The 16,506-nt window shown below is 54.7% G+C and carries 16 protein-coding genes; 10 read left to right on the top strand and 6 right to left on the bottom strand.

The features are described from left to right. The first annotated feature begins 229 nt into the window (after positions 1-229). The 4 genes from IEX96_RS12965 (at position 230) to spt (ending at position 4,685) form a co-directional block, all read left to right on the top strand. Entirely contained in the window at positions 230-2,029 is a 1,800-nt protein-coding gene (locus tag IEX96_RS12965; protein ID WP_188874067.1) for a fatty acyl-AMP ligase, read from the top strand. Positions 2,030-2,059: 30 nt separating this feature from the next. After that, a complete protein-coding gene (locus IEX96_RS12960; RefSeq protein ID WP_150006238.1) occupies positions 2,060-3,013 on the top strand; it encodes an NAD-dependent epimerase/dehydratase family protein in 954 nt (317 codons plus the stop codon). A gap of 148 nt (positions 3,014-3,161) precedes the next feature. Then, on the top strand, positions 3,162-3,410 hold the full coding sequence (locus IEX96_RS12955) for an acyl carrier protein (protein WP_373293771.1): 249 nt from the start codon (positions 3,162-3,164) through the stop codon (positions 3,408-3,410). Between the two features lie 6 nt (positions 3,411-3,416). After that, positions 3,417-4,685 (top strand): serine palmitoyltransferase, encoded by a 1,269-nt coding sequence (spt, locus tag IEX96_RS12950; protein WP_188874055.1) that lies wholly within the window; start codon positions 3,417-3,419, stop codon positions 4,683-4,685. Here the strand turns inward: spt and IEX96_RS12945 are convergent. Genes IEX96_RS12945 through IEX96_RS12935 form a run of 3 tightly spaced genes read right to left on the bottom strand, consistent with a single transcriptional unit; the run spans position 4,603 to position 7,171 of the window. Further along, complete coding sequence (locus IEX96_RS12945; RefSeq protein WP_150006240.1) at positions 4,603-5,568, bottom strand: hypothetical protein; 966 nt, start codon at positions 5,566-5,568, stop codon at positions 4,603-4,605. The genes spt and IEX96_RS12945 overlap by 83 nt on opposite strands. Before the next feature lie 14 nt (positions 5,569-5,582). Further along, positions 5,583-6,578, bottom strand: coding sequence for a diacylglycerol/lipid kinase family protein (locus IEX96_RS12940; protein WP_150006241.1), 996 nt, complete (start codon positions 6,576-6,578; stop codon positions 5,583-5,585). Then, positions 6,578-7,171 carry a DUF2141 domain-containing protein gene (locus IEX96_RS12935; protein ID WP_150006242.1) on the bottom strand — a complete coding sequence of 198 codons (594 nt, stop codon included), beginning with the start codon at positions 7,169-7,171 and terminating at the stop codon, positions 6,578-6,580. Before IEX96_RS12935 ends, IEX96_RS12940 begins: the two co-directional genes overlap by 1 nt. A gap of 250 nt (positions 7,172-7,421) precedes the next feature. Between IEX96_RS12935 and IEX96_RS12930 the strand changes: the two genes are divergently transcribed. The 5 genes from IEX96_RS12930 to IEX96_RS12910 all read left to right on the top strand — a co-directional run bounded on the left by IEX96_RS12930 (position 7,422) and on the right by IEX96_RS12910 (position 13,251). Beyond that, positions 7,422-8,627, top strand: coding sequence for an LptF/LptG family permease (locus IEX96_RS12930; protein WP_150006243.1), 1,206 nt, complete (start codon positions 7,422-7,424; stop codon positions 8,625-8,627). Beyond that, positions 8,624-9,742 (top strand): LPS export ABC transporter permease LptG, encoded by a 1,119-nt coding sequence (lptG, locus tag IEX96_RS12925; protein ID WP_150006244.1) that lies wholly within the window; start codon positions 8,624-8,626, stop codon positions 9,740-9,742. Before IEX96_RS12930 ends, lptG begins: the two co-directional genes overlap by 4 nt. A 2-nt stretch (positions 9,743-9,744) precedes the next feature. Beyond that, a complete protein-coding gene (locus IEX96_RS12920; protein ID WP_188874053.1) occupies positions 9,745-11,295 on the top strand; it encodes an oligosaccharide flippase family protein in 1,551 nt (516 codons plus the stop codon). 76 nt (positions 11,296-11,371) lie between these two features. After that, positions 11,372-12,520: a GNAT family N-acetyltransferase gene (locus IEX96_RS12915; protein ID WP_188874051.1), complete on the top strand. Its 1,149-nt coding sequence runs from the start codon at positions 11,372-11,374 to the stop codon at positions 12,518-12,520. A 53-nt stretch (positions 12,521-12,573) separates the two neighbouring features. After that, the gene (locus IEX96_RS12910; RefSeq protein ID WP_150006248.1) at positions 12,574-13,251 is read left to right on the top strand and encodes a DUF502 domain-containing protein; all 678 of its coding nucleotides are present in this window, start codon (positions 12,574-12,576) and stop codon (positions 13,249-13,251) included. A 9-nt stretch (positions 13,252-13,260) separates the two neighbouring features. Here IEX96_RS12910 and metC read toward each other — a convergent pair whose 3' ends face one another. The 3 genes from metC to hspQ all read right to left on the bottom strand — a co-directional run bounded on the left by metC (position 13,261) and on the right by hspQ (position 15,810). Then, positions 13,261-14,433 (bottom strand): cystathionine beta-lyase, encoded by a 1,173-nt coding sequence (gene metC, locus IEX96_RS12905; RefSeq protein ID WP_188874049.1) that lies wholly within the window; start codon positions 14,431-14,433, stop codon positions 13,261-13,263. Between the two features lie 53 nt (positions 14,434-14,486). Then, on the bottom strand, positions 14,487-15,344 hold the full coding sequence (gene sseA, locus IEX96_RS12900) for a 3-mercaptopyruvate sulfurtransferase (RefSeq protein WP_150006360.1): 858 nt from the start codon (positions 15,342-15,344) through the stop codon (positions 14,487-14,489). 121 nt (positions 15,345-15,465) lie between these two features. After that, on the bottom strand, positions 15,466-15,810 hold the full coding sequence (gene hspQ / locus IEX96_RS12895) for a heat shock protein HspQ (RefSeq protein WP_229773741.1): 345 nt from the start codon (positions 15,808-15,810) through the stop codon (positions 15,466-15,468). 215 nt (positions 15,811-16,025) lie between these two features. Here hspQ and queF point away from each other — a divergent pair, with 215 nt between their 5' ends. Further along, on the top strand, positions 16,026-16,490 hold the full coding sequence (queF, locus tag IEX96_RS12890) for a preQ(1) synthase (RefSeq protein WP_150002008.1): 465 nt from the start codon (positions 16,026-16,028) through the stop codon (positions 16,488-16,490). The last annotated feature ends 16 nt before the right edge of the window (positions 16,491-16,506 follow it).

The raw sequence follows: 16,506 nt of genomic DNA, 5'->3' as shown, positions 1-16,506 counted from the left end.
AAAATGCTTGCGAATTATCTTCCATCTCCTGTAATTGACCCCAAGGGGCATGTGAAGGGGCCGATGCGGTCGGGGCGTGCTTGTTGTATAACTTTCGTTGAAAGAGTGGGATATACCTGAATATCTTTCCAGTTCATTCTGGCTTCAGGGAAAAAACGGCTTTGCCGTCCTTGCTCTTTCCTGTCTTTTATTAGAAATAGCTTGAGGCGTTTCATTGAGTTTGACGGCTGTGAAAAACACCTTTGACACGATAGAGCCAACGCCAACGCAGGATCGTTTGCCGCGGCGTTTTGGGGACTTCCCAACTCTGATCGATGCATTGGAATATGCCGCCCAAGGTGAACGGGGTGTGAATTTTTATTCCGCCCGCGGTGTCCTTGAAGTGTCGGCATCTTATGCGACCCTGCGCAGCCGTGCAGAGCGCGTCGGGCGAAAACTGGCGGGGATGGGGTTCGATCGCGGGGACCGTGTGGCCCTGATTGCCGGAACACATCTGGATTTCGTGGTTTTCTTTCTAGGGTGCCAATATGCTTCCGTATTGCCGGTGCCCTTGCCATTGCCAACATCCTTTGGTGGGCGTGACGGCTATGTGAGCCAGCTCCGTCTGCAGGTGGAAAGCTGCCGTGCGACCGCGATGATCGGTCCCGATAGCATGGTGGAATTTGGCGAAGAAGCAGGCGAAGGCCTGGGACTGAAATTCGCTGGAACCTTTGCAGAATTCGAGGCGCTGGATTGCCCGGACGGGACGCTTGTGCGCCCTGCAACGGATAGCCTTGCCTATTTGCAATATTCTTCGGGCTCGACGCGGTTTCCCCATGGCATTGCCATCACCCATAAGGCTTTGATGGCCAATTGCGGTGGGCAAGGGCGCGATGGTGTGCAGCTTGTCGATACGGATCGCTGCATTTCCTGGTTGCCTTTCTACCATGATATGGGCCTTGTAGGCACATTGCTGACGCCTATTGCCAATCAGGTGTCGGTGGATTTTCTGGCCACCGAAGATTTTGCCCGTCGGCCCATGCAATGGCTGAGCCTGATGTCGCGCAATCGGGGCACCATCACTTATAGCCCCACATTCGGTTATGATATTTGCGCCCGCCGCGTGAGCGCCAGCTTGCTCAAAGAGCTGGATCTGTCCGCATGGCGCGTGGCCGGCATTGGCGGCGATATGATCCGCCCCGATGTGATCAATAATTTTGCAAAAACCTTTGCCGAAGCCGGCTTCAAGCCGACCACTTTCGTTCCCAGCTACGGCCTTGCGGAATGTACCCTTGCCGTGAGCTTTGCGCCCATTGGCCGGGGCATGGAAGTGGATCTAGTGGATGAGCGGATTTTATCCGGCGAAATGATGGGCCGGGTAGAACAGGCTGTGCCGCAAAGCGCTGATCTGGCCGATGGCGATGTGATGCTGAAAACCGCATCCGATGAAGGGGTGCGGCTGCGCGAAGTGGTGAATTGCGGTGTTCCCTTGCCCGAATATGAGCTTGAGATCCGCGATGAGGACGGGGTCAGCGTTGCAGATCGCGAAATCGGCCGGATTTTCGTGCGCGGCGCCAGTGTGATGAGTGAATATTTCAACGATCCGGAAACCACGGCGGCTGTGTTGTCCTCTGATGGTTGGCTGGATACCGGCGATATGGGCTATCTGAGCGCGGGATCCCTGTTCGTGATCGGCCGCGCCAAAGATATGATCATCATCAATGGTCGCAATCACTGGCCGCAGGATATCGAATGGGCTGCCGAACAGGTGGACGGCGTGCGCAGTGGCGATATTGCTGCCTTGTCCTTGCCCAGCCGCGATCATGGCGAAGTGCCGACGGTGCTTGTTCAGTGTCGTGTCCGCGATATGGCCGAGCGGCAGGCATTTGCCGATGCGATCAAGCGCCAGGTTATGGCGATCACCGGGGTTCAATGCCGGATCGAATTGGTGGCTCCACGGTCTTTGCCACGCACATCGTCCGGGAAACTCAGCCGGTCAAAGGCACGTCAGCAATTCTTGTCGGGCAAGATCACGGCGCTGGATTATTGAAAACGGCCTGTGCCGTTTAGGCTTTGACCTATGAAAACAATTGCGATCACAGGCGGAACGGGCTTTGTTGGACGCCATGTGATCGCTGCCGTGCGTGATGCGGGACATTCCGTTCGTGCGCTTGCGCGCCGACCACAAGAAAATGACGAGGGCCTTGTTTGGGTGCCGGGCGCGCTGGAAGACCAAAAGGCGCTGGACCGTCTTGTTTCGGGGGCGGATGCGGTCATTCATTTGGCGGGCCTGATTAAAGCTTTGACCCCACACCAGTTTTTCGCGGCCAATCGCGATGGCACCGAGCGCCTTTTGGCGGCCATTCAAAATCATGCGCCGCATGCCCGTTTTGTGTATGTCTCGTCTTTGGCGGCGCGTGAGCCGCAGCTTTCTCCTTATGCCGCCAGCAAATATGCCGCTGAACAAGTGGTTGCCGAGGCCGCCCGCACGCAGTTGCACGATTGGGCGATCGTCCGCCCACCGGGGATCTATGGGCCCGGCGATCAGGAAATCCTGAAATTGATCAAGGCGGCAAAGCGCGGTTTTTTGCCAGCCCCCGGGGCGGTAAAAAATAAGGTGTCTTTGCTTTTCGGGCCGGATCTTGCCACATTGTTGCGCGATCTTGCGTTGATGGACGGATCGGTTCATGGCCTGTGCCATGGGACTGTTTTGGAAGTGGATGATGGTTGTCGGGGGGGATATTCCTATCTCGATTTGTCGCGCATCTTGTCGCGCGGGCTAGGACGGCCTGTGCGGCCTGTGCCTGTGCCTTTGCCGCTTTTATCTGCGATGGGCCATATGGGATCTGCCGTGGCAAAGATTACGGGCCGCCCGGCTATGCTGACAGCGGCCAAAGCGCGGGAGCTTTCTCATCCCGATTGGGTGGTGGGGCCGAGCGTTGATGGTTTCGAGGCGTTTTGGTCGCCCCGAACTGGCTTTGAAAAGGGTCTGGTCGAGACTTTGGACTGGGCAGAAAAGACGGGGCAGTTTTAAAAACGGATTGTTATGGCTATCCGGAAAAAGTCTGTGAAAAATGCAAAGGCATTTAACGCTGTTGTTTCGACTTTGAGCCCGTTATATCCGGTCTTTCGCTTGAAAGCGGATCGAAAACATTTGTGAAGGAAGTGCTGTCATGAGCGATATGGGGTTGAGCAAGGACGTGATCTACGGTCGTATTTGCCAGTTGATCGAGCCGTTCAATAAAAAATCTGTGCCCTTAACCCCACAGACCACCTTTGCCAATGATCTGGATTTCGATTCCTTGACCGTGATGGACCTTGTGGCTGCCATCGAGGATGAATTCGATATTGTGTTGCCGTTGAATATGCTGCCGGATCTGGAAACGATCCAGCAAGTGACGGATGCCGTTGAAAAAATCATAAAGGGATAATGCATCATGGATTTGCTGGATAAATTCGATCCATTGATCGCCGAGCGTGATCGCATGGGCTATCGTGATCCGGATCCTTTGAATATCGTGATGGATGAAGTGTTATCGGCCACTGAAGCCATGATCAATGGCCGCAAGATCATCTTGGCGGGCACCAATAATTATATGGGGATGACCTTTGATCCCGATGCCATTTCTGCGGCGAAAGAAGCGTTGGACAAATTTGGCACCGGCACCACTGGCAGCCGCATTCTGAACGGCACCTATCAGGGCCATAAAGCGCTGGAACGGGAGCTGGAAGATTTTTACGGCATGGATCATGCCATGGTGTTTTCCACCGGCTATCAGGCCAATTTGGGCATGATTTCAACGCTGGCGGGGCGCGGTGATTATGTGATCATCGATGCGGACAGCCATGCGTCCATTTATGATGCCTGCGCCATGGGCAATGCGGATATATTGCGCTTTCGCCACAACAGCGTGGAAGACTTGGAAAAACGCCTCAAACGCTTGCCTGAAAATGCGGCAAAGTTGGTGGTTCTGGAAGGCGTTTATTCCATGTTGGGCGATCGCGCGCCCTTGGCTGAATTGATCGCCGTTTCCAAGGCTGCCGGTGCGCAAGTGCTGGTGGATGAAGCCCATTCCATGGGATTTTGCGGCGAGACAGGACGCGGTGTTGCGCAAGAACTGGGTGTTGAAGATCAAGTGGATTTCATTGTCGGCACCTTCTCTAAAAGTGTTGGAACCGTGGGCGGCTTTTGCTTGTCCAACCATCCGAAATTTGACGTTTTGCGTTTTGCGTGCCGCCCTTATATGTTCACCGCCTCTTTGCCGCCTTCGGTGGTGGCTTCGGCCATCAGTTCGATCCGGTCGCTCAAGAACGCCCACAATAAGCGGGCGCATTTATGGGCCAATGTGGAACGGCTGCATAGCGGCCTGAAGGATTTGGGCTTCAAGCTGGGGACAAAAAGCGTTGAAAGCCCCATCGTTGCCGTGTGCTTTGACAGCCAGGAAGAGCTGTTCGGCATGTGCCAATTGTTGCTGGCGGAAGGTGTGTATGTGAATGTGGCGCGCCCACCGGCAACGCCCATGGGCATTTATCTGCTCCGCTGCAGCCTTGGCGCGGGTCATAGTGTCGAGCAGGTGGATCAGATTCTGGCCGCCTTCAAAGCGGCGCAGGAAAAATTTAGCGCTAGCGAAACGCTCCGCGACGCCGCAGGCGATAAAAATGCAGCAGACCGGCAATCACCGGATGCCGCCGTTGCCACGGGCTGATTTCGATTTCGACGCCAGAATGTCGCTGGATTTTCCAAGCCAGATAATCAATGCCACCATCAAAGGTGGTGCTGGCCTTTATCAGCCGTAAGAAACTGATGACCTTGCCATTCAGCCGCCGCGCCCGCCACTGACGCTGGGCGCGGTGGCGGTCTTTCCGGCTGGGCAGCGCTTTAAGGCCGGGCAGGCCATCGCCTTCATTGGCGAACAGATGGGCGACCCCCAAGGCTGCGATGGACGGGCCAAAGAAGCGGTCATATCTGGCCTGATCCATCTGATAGATTTCAGCTCCCTTTCCTGGCGGTTCCGAACGCAATTCGGCCCCATAGGTCAGCCCGAAAGCGCGGGTCCAGATCTGTGCCGCGCTCTCTTTTGGCGCACAGAGGGGCAGGGCCGCACCGATCATTGTCTGCACCGCCTGTGATACGGCTGCCACCACAGTTTTGATGGCCGTCTCGTCTTTGGCAATCAGCAGCGCCATGGGCTGCGAGAACCGCGCCCACAAAGAGACATTGCGGCAATCATGTTGGACGCGGCGATGCATATCGTCCAGGCTGATGACATTATATTTTGTGCGCAATGTGCGGCCATCATGCTCGAATTCGTCATAAAACACATTGGGGGGCAACAACCGGTTGGCCAAGGCCAGCCCCCGGCCTTCATATGCGGCCTTATAAGACGGCACGATCAGGTAGAAATCGAGGATCTTGTCGTCCAATTCTCCGGTGCGCAGGCACGAGCCGTAAAACAAGACCCCCAAAACAGCGCCTTTATGGCGCGCGGCGGCATGTTCGGCGGCTTTGACCACCGCGTCCGGTTGGGCTTTCAATAATTCGGCGGCGACAAGTGCTTCAAGCGCCTTTGGGTCATGAGATTTGGACATGGCCGGATATGCGCTTATAAGCGCACGAAATTCAATGCTTTGTTTCCCTGAAGGATAATCGGGCGTCCATCATTGGGATAATAAATCTCGCCATCAAGGGTGACAGGATCGGGGCCGTGGATGGTGATATTATCCACACGGGCTGTGTGTAATCCTTTGACAATGCCTTTATCGAAGCGGCCTGTCAGCAAGGCAAACAGCGCCCGCCGCATCACGCCGGGGCGCGACTGGATCAGCGAAACCTGCAGGGCGCCATCGCCTGTGCGTCCGAAAGGCCGCAGCCGCATCAGCAGCCGTGAAAGCGTTGTTGCCAGAATTACATTGAATTCCCCCTCATGGCTTTGATGGTCGCCCAGAGTGATTTTTGTATGGGACGACCGCATGGGCGAGGGCTTCGGGCTGAAAGCCGTTTCCAATACCAGCTTAACAATGGCCAGGGCATGCCCCAAACGGGTGGGTAAATTCCCCGTATGGATATGATTCCGGCTCCACAAAATACCATTGACGATAGCGGCGCTTCCGAAAAACAAGCCATAGCGCGTGGGCTGACCATCGGACATATCCAGCCCGATCAGATGACGACGAGTAAGATGGCGGGCGAGCTTTCCTGTGCGGACCAATCGTATCAGCCGGTCCAGCACTTTATCGGGCTTGCCTTTGGCACGCAGATCATCGGCAATCATATTGGTTTTGCCGCCGGGGAGAATGGCCAGTGGCGGAATGACTGTAAACGGTTTGTCGTTGATGATCCGGGACAAGGTGGCCTGAATGGTTCCGTCGCCGCCATTGATAATCAAAAGCGCCACGCCGGCATCGGCCATCATGGACAAGCCCTTTGTGATGTCGTCGATATTTTCAAATTCGAAATGAAACACATGCGGATTGGCAGAAACAAGCGCCCGAACCTGAGAGAGATGCACACGATTTGCCGTGCTGGCACAATTGGACAACACCCCGATCAGGGCTTGGGAGGAACTGTTTTGTGCAGCTTTCAAAGGGGCTTGCAGCATCAATTTTTCTTTACTTCCTTGATGTTGATATCAGTACTGGTCGGCTGAATGCTTGGCGCAGAAGTGGCGGATTCATGCGCCGATTGCGATCCAGAACCGGGATTCATCTGTGGATCTTGAGGAGACAGACGACCGAAAAGCATATAGCCAAGGAAGACGTCAAGTGTTTTGCCACCTGCAAGAGCGTTAAAGACGGTATCTGCATGATCCGGCGCTGAGACGCTCAGGCGCGGATTGTTGGAAAAACCGAATCCTTCCGTATAGAAATCGGCCCGTCCATTGGCATTGCGATCATGCATCACCACCAGCGCGTATTTTCCTTCATGGGGGAGAGGCACACATAAGCGGGTGATGCCTTCATGACTGGGCGCCTCGACCCGGATAATCTGCTTCCCTTTTCTTAAAAAATCGGCAGGATCATCGCTGTAGATCTGGGCGCGCATATTGCCTTCATTGGAGCGCACGCCATGCACCACCACCTCGACCCAGCTTTCGGTGGGTGTCTCCGAGCAGGTGCCCCTTGCTGACGCCCCTTGCGTCCAAAAGCCAAGCAAGGCACATAAGGCACTCATATATGAAATCAAAGTCCGCATTCTGATCGCTTTGCTTTCAGTCGTCTGATATAGCCATTTCCCTGAGCGTGAACAAAGGTTTCAACCAGTATTCAATGATGCGTCAGAGATATAAATATCGTGTCAGAAATATGACTCACTCTGTCTTGCCAAAAGAAATAGGGACGATTCCAGAGATTTCTTACCCATAACACGTGATCTTGACGGGATTTCACGTTCTTCTGATGGCGAAAGTCGGGCAATTTGTTGAAAGAGAATGTTTGGTGAGTGAATGGCACCGCTTCTAAGCCGCATTGATATTTATATTCTTCGTAAGGCCGCCGTTCCGCTGCTGTCCACGGTGGCGATCACCGCTGCATTGCTTTTGCTTGAACGCATGCTGCGGCTGTTCGATTTCGTGGTCAATGAAAACGGCCCCATCGATATTGTGTGGCAAATGCTGGCGCATCTGGTGCCGCATTATATGGGGATGGCGATCCCTGTCGGGTTGTTTTTAGGGGCGTTATTGGCGTTTCGCGGCCTGTCTTTATCCAGCGAACTGGATGGCATGATGGCCAGCGGTGCCGGGCTGACGCGCTTGATTCGGCCGATTATGATTTTGGCGGTTTTCCTGAGCATCGTCGAATTTGGCCTGTTGGGTTATTTGCAACCCTATAGCCGATATGAATATCGCCAACTGGATTTCGAGCTGCGGTCTGGTGCGCTTGGCGCCAGCATTGATGTCGGGGATTTTGTGACGCTTTCTGATGGCCTGCTGCTGCGGGTGGGCGGCACGCGCGATGGCGGGCGAGAATTACTGGATATTTTTTTAAAGCGCAATGTAGGGACGACGGAGGAAATTTCTGCCACCGCAAAGCGCGGCGCTTTTTATGCCACTGATAATGACCAGACCGTGTTGCTGCGGCTTTTTGACGGGCGCTTGATTGATTTCGATACGGATAAAATCAAGCCGCGGGTTTTGTCGTTTGAAGCGCAGGATATCGTGATCAATTTGCCAGCGGTTGAAGAATTCCGGCGCCGGGGCGGGGAAGAACTGGAAACCACCCTTACAGAGCTGCATCAGGCGCTGAATGGCGGAGAAAGCGATCCGGTGATGCGCGCGCGTTTTCGGTCGAGCTATCACTGGCGGATCGTTAATATTTTAACGCTGCTGGTGATTCCCTTTGTTGCCGTGCCCTTGGGATTGGCCAATAAGCGCACGGGGGCTGCCGGTGGACTTGTGGCCGGTCTGGCTGGCCTGATCGTGTTCAATGAACTGCTGGAGGCCGGTGAACGCAAAGTCGCCTTTGATGGGGCGTCTCCTTTCATGGCCTTGTGGGTTTTGTTGTTTTTATATGCGGCCATCGGGGCGGTGTTGTTCGCCACATCCGTGTTGCGGCCCGGACGCGGTGTTGCCGGGGCCATTGACCGCATTGTGGATTTTGTTGTGATGCCTTTGCGGGTGTTGGTGAGAATGCTGAAGGGGGATGGCACATGAGCGTTTTTCGGCCTCTCCGGCGGTATTTTCTGCCATCGCGCACCATGGGCTATTATATTGCCCGGGTGTTTTTGCTGCGGTTTTTCAGCCTTGCAATCGGCGTGGCGGTGGTTTTGCAGATGCTGGATCTGCTGACCCAATCGGATGCAATTCTGGCCGCTCAGGATAATGGAAACGAAGCCCTGTGGCGTTATATTTTTCTGCGTTTCCCCGATCTTTTGAGCCGCTTCATTCCCTTTAGCGCCTTGCTTGCGGTGTTGCTCACCCTTGCCACCCTGGCCCAGCATAGCGAAATCGTGGTGATGAAGGCATCGGGCATGTCGGCGCATCGCATCTTGCTGCCATTGGTTTTGACCTGTGGCGCCATCGCCCTTTTCCATTTCTTTCTGGATCAGAAGCTGGTGGCCCCGGCAACGGCGGAACTGGACTATTGGAAACGCTTTGATTATGCCGCAGACCTGCCGCCACCACCGGATGTTCTGGATGATCTATGGCTGACCGAAGGCTCTTCTCTGGTTCAGGTGAAAGCTGTTAGTCGATCGCGGAATCTGGTGATTCTGGACAAGGTGACCGTTTATGAACGGGACAAGCAAGGCATGGTATCGGGCATTTTGCGGGCGGGCTTTGCGTGGCATTCCGATGGGGTCTGGACACTTTATGCCGTGCGCAGATTTGATGTGGCAACCCATGCCATCACGACGGCAGAAAGCATGCCTTGGGCTTTAACAGCCCCGCCGGAGCGGTTTTTCTCGTTAAGCGTGGTGCCGGAGCAAAGTTCTTTTGGGTCGTTGAGCGATTCCATCGCGCAGCTTGAAAAAGAAGGTCAGAAAGTTACCGCCTTGAAAGCGGCGCTGTTGCACAAGATTGCCGGACCTGCGGCAACGCTTTTGATGCCGATTTTAGGGGCCATTGCCGGATTTGGCGCACAAAGGCGCGGGAAGATCTTTGCCCGCATCGCGATGGGAATGGGCTTGGGCTTTGCTTTTTTCGTGGCCGACAATTTCATGCTGGCCATGGGCAAATTTGGTGCGGCACCGCCTTTTTTATCGGCCTTTGGGGCAATGATCTTTTTTGCTGCTGTCGGCCTTGCGGTCATTTTCAGGATTGAGGAATAGTAATGAAGGGAGAGCAGGGCAGCCTTGCGGCGCATCAATCGGCGCGCAAGGAAATGACGCGTGGCGCCAGCCTTGCGCTTTTGGCCCGTTTGGGCGCGCTGGTGGAAGCGGCGGGGTTCCCAATCTTTTTGTGGCTTTATGGCTCTGTCACCTTCGGTTTGTTTGCCACGCTTTATGCCTTTGTGCGCATCGCCAGCGGGGTCACGCAAATGGGCATGGATGTGGCGCTGCAACGGTTTGTCCCGTCCTATGATAATGAGGTGGATGTGCTGCGGGCGCTGCTTGTGGCTCTGGTTACAACATTGAGCGCGGGAATTTTGGGGGCGCTGACACTGATTGTTTTTGCGCCGGATATTGCCCGCTTGATCAATGGTGAAGGGCAAGACATTACCCATGTGGTGGCCATCATCCGCGTTTATGCGTGGACCTTGCCTTTATGGACCAGCGTCGAGGTTTTGACCGCCTGTGTCAGGGCGCGGCGGAAATTTGGGCCGGAAATCCGCATCCGGTTCTTCTATGAACAGGTTTTGCGTATTCTGTTCGCCGTTATACTGGCGGTGGCGGGAATGACAGCTTACGGCCTGTTTCTTGCCCATATCGTTTCCATGGCCATTGCCGCCATTTTGTCGATGGCATTGGTATCGCGCTATTTCGATCTCAAGAAACTGCCCACCATTGGCTTTGATCCAAAACTGGCCGGAACAATGCTGCATTATGCGCTGCCGATGATGCCGGCAACGCTTATCCAGCGTTTTTTTTCGGAATTGCCGGTGGTTTTGCTCAATGTGATCATTCCCGGTGCGGCAGGGGCCACAGCGGCGGGGCTGTATTCTATCGCCCGCAAACTTTCCAGCGTTATGCAGGTGATCCATAACAGCTTCGATTATGTGATTGCGCCTTTGACAGCCTTTCAAAAAGGCCGGGGCGGGCGCGATGCCATTGCAGATATGTATGCGTATTCCACGCGGCTGATGATAGCCTTTGGCCTTGTGCTGGCCGGTGGCATGATCGGGGCGCGCCATGCTTTGCTCGATCTTTTGGGGCCCGAAGCCAAGCCTGCGGCGGTGGCGCTGGTGATTTTGGTTCTGGGGCGGCTTTCTACCTTCTTTTTCGGGCAGGCTCCGGCCATGGTCCGGATTTTGGCATCCACCTATTGGACCTTGGCCAATGGTATTCTCGGCTTATTGGCCATGGGAGCGTTGCTATATTTCCTTGTGGATGATTATGGCCCTGCGGGGGCGGCCATTGCGGCTTCTGCCGGATTGATTATCAGCCGCGGCTTGCCCTTGTTTGAGGTGGCGGTACTTTCACGGCTTTGGCCTTATAGCCGTGAAATGTGGCGGCCTTTGATTGCGGCCCTTTGCGCCAGTGCTTTGCTTTTTGGCATCAGTTTGTTGCTCAAGGAATCCCCTGCTTTTCTTCAACTTCTTGTGCTGATTGCGTCAATGGGCTTGTCTGTTCTGGGATTGCTCCGATATGGCATGTCAGCCGCGGATGCGACCGCCCTTGGCGGGCTGGCGCGGTTCGCCCGGAAAGGGCTTGGCCATAAATGACAAAAGGCCAGCTCCTTCTAAAGGCCAGTCCCTTATCAGGGAATGAGATATGAAAATGCGGTAGGGGATAAGGGATATGATTGATCATATGGAAATCGAGGTGCGTGAGGTTCAGACCAAAAAGGATCTCAAGCGTTTCGTCAGGGTTTCCGATCACATCTTTTCCAGCGACCCCCATTGGGTTCGCCCCTTGATGGCTGAACGCCTGGCTTTGCTGGACAGGGAGAAAAATCCCTATTTCCGCCATGCCCATGCCGCTTATTGGATTGCCTGCCACAAAGGTCGGCCGGTGGGGCGGATCAGCGCCCAGATCGACCGTTTTGTTTATGAGACGACCGGCAGACAGCTTGGGCATTTTGGCCTGTTTGAAACCATTGATGATGCCAATGTGGCGCAGGCTTTGCTGAATCGCGCTGAAGAATGGTTGCGCGAGAATGGCTGCACCCATGTTCAGGGGCCGTATAATTTGTCAAGCAATGGGGAATGTGGTTTGCTGGTGGATGGCTTTGATACGCCGCCGGCATTGATGATGGGCCATGCACGCCCATATTTTCAGGATCATCTGATAGCCAAAGGCTATGAAAAGGCCAAGGATCTGCTAGCCTATGAACTGGACCTGAAAAAGCCGTTGCCGCCGCGTCTGGAGCGCTTTGTGAATATGGTCGACCGCAATGACGATTATCATCTGCGGGAAATCGATATGTCGCGCTATGATGAAGAACTGCGCACCATCATTGATATCTTCAATGATGCCTGGTCGGAAAACTGGGGCTTTGTGCCACTCACCACGGAAGAAGCGGCTTATTTGGCGAAGGAAATCAAGCCCATTGTGTCGCCGCATCGGGTCCGTATCTGCGAGGTGAAGGGGAAACCCATGGGGATGTTTGTCACCTTGCCCGATATCAATGCCAGTATCCGGTCCATTAATGGAAATCTGCTTCCCTTTGGCTGGCTGCGTTTGATCCGGCAGTTGTTTTTGTCTTATCCTAAGCGGATGCGCACCCCATTGATGGGGGTTCGTAAAGAGTTTCAAAAAAGCCGCTATTCTGCCGCAATGTCGATGATGATGATCGAACATACACGCCGCGAAGTGGTGCGCCGTGGAGCCGATTGGAGCGAGCTTTCGTGGATTTTGGAAGATAATTTCGGGATGCGCAAAATTCTCGAGGAAATTGGCTGTACTGTCTACAAGACGTACCGGATTTATGAAAAGGCGCTTGCCTGATTTTATGGCCTGATCGCTTTTGCCGATTCCCGATTTTGGATAAATGAGGCGCGATGATGTGGTTGAAGCTGAGAACCTATTTCCTTGCGGGGCTGGTCATTTTCGCGCCGATATCCATCACCATTTTCCTGACCTGGAAAGTGATTGGCGGAATTGACCGGATCGTCCTTAACCTGCTGCCCCAAAGCTATAATCCGCAAACCTATCTGCCGGTAGATGTGCCGGGCATCGGGTTGCTGATTACTTTTGTGGTGCTGACCCTGATGGGGGCTTTGGCGGCCAATTTTTTCGGGCGCACAATGATCCGTATGGGTGAATCGCTGGTAAACCGGATGCCGGTGGTGCGCGGGATTTACACCACCGTCAAACAGATTGCCGAAACGGTGATGGCGCAAAGTTCGACCACCTTCCGCGATGTGGTGATGGTCGAATATCCGCGGCCGGGGCTGTGGGCGATTGCTTTTGTTTCTTCCACCGCCACACAGGAAATTCAGGATAAAACCAGCCGCGAAGAAATGCTGAATGTGTTTTTGCCCACAACGCCCAACCCGACATCGGGTTTTTTGCTGTTCGTACGCAAGCGGGATTGTGTCTATCTGGATATGACGATCGAGCAGGCGATCAAATATATCATTTCGGCCGGTCTGGTGACTCCGAATGGTGCGGATAAAGCCCAACGCGACACGATCGTCGCATTGGGCGATAAAACCGGCAAGGATGGCGACTGCTAAGGGCCGGGCTCAGGCGTTCAAAAGGCGATTATAGCGGTCAAAGGCCTTTGCCAGATCGTCGATCAGATCATCGGGGTCTTCCAACCCCACATGCAGCCGCAACAAGGGGCCCCGAGCCTGCCATTTGGTGGCGCTGCGCACCCGTGCAGGGTCTGTGGGCAGGATCAGGCTTTCAAAGCCACCCCAGGAAAACCCGATTTTAAACAACCGCATATCATCGACAAAAGCGTCGATCGTGTCATATGATCCGCGATTGAGTGTGAAGGAAAACAATCCGCACGCACCGGAAAAATCGCGCTTGAACAGATCATGGCCGGGAGCGGTGGGAAGGGCGGGATGCAGCACCTGATCCACGTCTTCGCGGTCTTGTAGCCATTTGGCGATTTTCAGAGCGCTGGCTTCATGCTGTTTCAAGCGCACCGGTAGGGTTCGCAGGCCCCGCAGCGCCAGCCAGACATCATCAGGGCTGGCGGTATGGCCCAATTGAACGGCCCCGTGCTTCAGCTTTGGCCATGCGCGGGCATTGGCGGTGGCGGTGCCGAGCATCACATCGGAATGGCCAACGATATATTTGGTGGCGGCATGCACAGAAATATCAACGCCCAGATCAAAGGCCCGCATATGAAGCGGTGTCGCCCATGTATTGTCCAAAAGCACCAAGGCATCATGGGCATGGGCGACTTTTGAAATGGCAGGCAGGTCTTGCACTTCCAAGGTCAACGAGCCGGGAGATTCCGTGACTACCAACCGTGTGTTCTCTTGGAACAATGCCTCGATACCCGCACCGATTTCCGGGTCATAGAAGGTGGTTTCGACGCCGAAATCGCGCAACATGCCCTGACATAAAAAGCGCGTGGGTTCATAGACACTGTCTGTCACCAGAATATGGTCGCCTGTGCGGACGCAAGCCATAATGGCCCCTGCCACTGCGGCCATTCCCGAAGGATAAAGCCATGTTCCTGCGCCCCCTTCCAACTCGGTAATGGCTTCCCGCAAGGCCCAATGGGTCGGCGTTCCCCGGCGGCCATAAAACAGCCCGGCATCGGGATCTTTTACACCATCGCGCAGATCTTGATAGCGCTCGAATATACAGGTGGATGCTCGATAAACCGGGGGATTGACAATGCCTTGGGTCCATTCGGGGCGGCGACCGGCTTCGATGATCGTGGTATCGCGCTTCATAAGATCAAATTGTCCTCAATGGAGAGTCTGTGGGGGGGCAGGTGAAAAATGTTCTAGGCCGTTCCCTTGCGCTTGGGAAGGTCGGGCAGACTGCCCCATTGCGCCCATGAACCATCATAGACCGACCAGTCATTATGGCCCACAACATCAAGCGCCAAAGCCAGAGAGCAGGCGGAAATTCCCGAACCGCAACTGGCGATGACCGGTTTTGACAGATCGACACCGGCCTCTTGGAACAGGGCAATCAGGGCCTCTTTGGGTTTCAGGCACTCTTGTTCATCATAAAACGTGCTATAAGGAACCGAGATGGCACCGGGAATATGGCCCGCTTCCACCCCTTCGCGGGGTTCTGGCTCATCGCCGCGAAACCGAGCCGCGCCGCGGGCATCGACAATTTGCGCTTTGCCATTTTCCGAGGCGGCGCGTACATGATCCAGATCGGCCACCAACAGATCGTGGCGGCGGGCTGAAAAGTGCCGCAGACGAGGGCCGGGGGGAAGATCGGCCAAGGGGCGCCCTTCGTGACGCCATTTGCCCAGGCCGCCATCCAGAACCTTCACATCGCGCTGGCCAAATACCCGCAACATCCACCAGGCCCGCGCCGCCCCATGTACGCCGCCGGTATCATAAACAATGATGGTGGAGCCATCGCCAATGCCCAGCCTGCGCATCTGTGAAGAAAACGCTTCCGGAGACGGCAACATATGGGGGAAGGGGCTGTCGGGATCGCAAATCTCGTCGATATCGAAAAAAACGGCTCCCGGAATATGGGCACTGTCATAGTCGGCATGGGCATTGCGGCCACAATCGGGTAAATGCCAGGAAGCATCCAGAATACGCACATCGGGGGCCGAAAGATGCCGCGCCAGCCAATCGGTCGAGACAAGCGGTGAGGGGGCATGTCTGTTCATAATGATGGTCCTTCGCCTGCCATGGATGTTCTTTGGCGCAGACTAGGACATTTTTGGATTAATCGAAACCGTTTGAAAGGGATTGTTTGTCGCAGTGCATCAAAGGCGGCGCCATACCGGCTCAGTTTTGCGGAGAGCGGCGGCTATATTGGCCGGGCTGGCGGGAGGTGAAAAATTCTGGCACCAGCGGATGCTGGATGGGATCGTCCGATTTTTCACTGGCCATCAAATTGCGTTCCGCCACATAGATCACATGGTCTGCCCCATCCACCATAACATGATACCAAGGGCTGTTTTTCTGCGGTCCGCAATCTTGATGCCGGGCGGCCATCGCGTCTTCATACCAATCGGCGCTACTGGAAAAAAACGGGTCCACATCGAAGATCAGTCCACGATATCCGAACACCCTGTGGCGCACGACCTGTCCGATCGAGAAGCGTGCTTTTGGCAGTTCGGCCATGGCCATGAAAAGCTCCTTTGGTGGCAGGAATCCCTGCATCTGGTCGGTGGGAAGCAAGCTTTGTGAAATGTGCTGTTTGCGAAAATCGAAAAAATCCGCTCACAGCTTATCGCCACATAGAAATTATATCGGACCCAAGCTGAACGGAATCTGAACATCCGGAAAGCCCGAAGGCCATATGCTTTTGACAAATGACCGATAGCGCATCATAAGCCATTCTTATGAGCAACGATATATATGAAAATCTGTCTCAGCTTGGCGGCTCGTCCCCGATGCCAGCCAGCCCCGAAGAGGCAACTCTTGAGACTGTTCCCAATCCGCGTCCCGGCTCGGATTATCTGGTTCGTTTCACCTGTCCTGAATTCACCAGCTTATGCCCGGTGACAGGCCAGCCAGATTTTGCGCATCTTGTGCTGGATTATGTGCCTGCGCGGTTATTGGTGGAAAGCAAGTCGCTAAAACTTTATCTGCACAGCTTTCGTAACCATCCGGGGTTCCATGAAGACTGCACGGTGGGCATTGCCGAGCGGTTGATCGAGGAATTGCAGCCCAAATGGTTGCGTTTGGGCGGTTATTGGTATCCGCGTGGCGGTATTCCTATCGATGTGTTTTTCCAAAGCGGAAAACCGCCGCAAAATTTATGGATTCCCGATCACGGCGTTCAGCCCTATCGCGGCCGAGGCTAGGGCATCTGTTGCTATC

It is taken from the genome of Iodidimonas muriae (genome assembly GCF_014647255.1).
Lineage (GTDB): Bacteria > Pseudomonadota > Alphaproteobacteria > Sphingomonadales > Rhodothalassiaceae > Iodidimonas > Iodidimonas muriae.
Note: the sequence above shows the minus strand (reverse complement) of the source record. Positions and strands in the feature narration are given on the sequence as shown.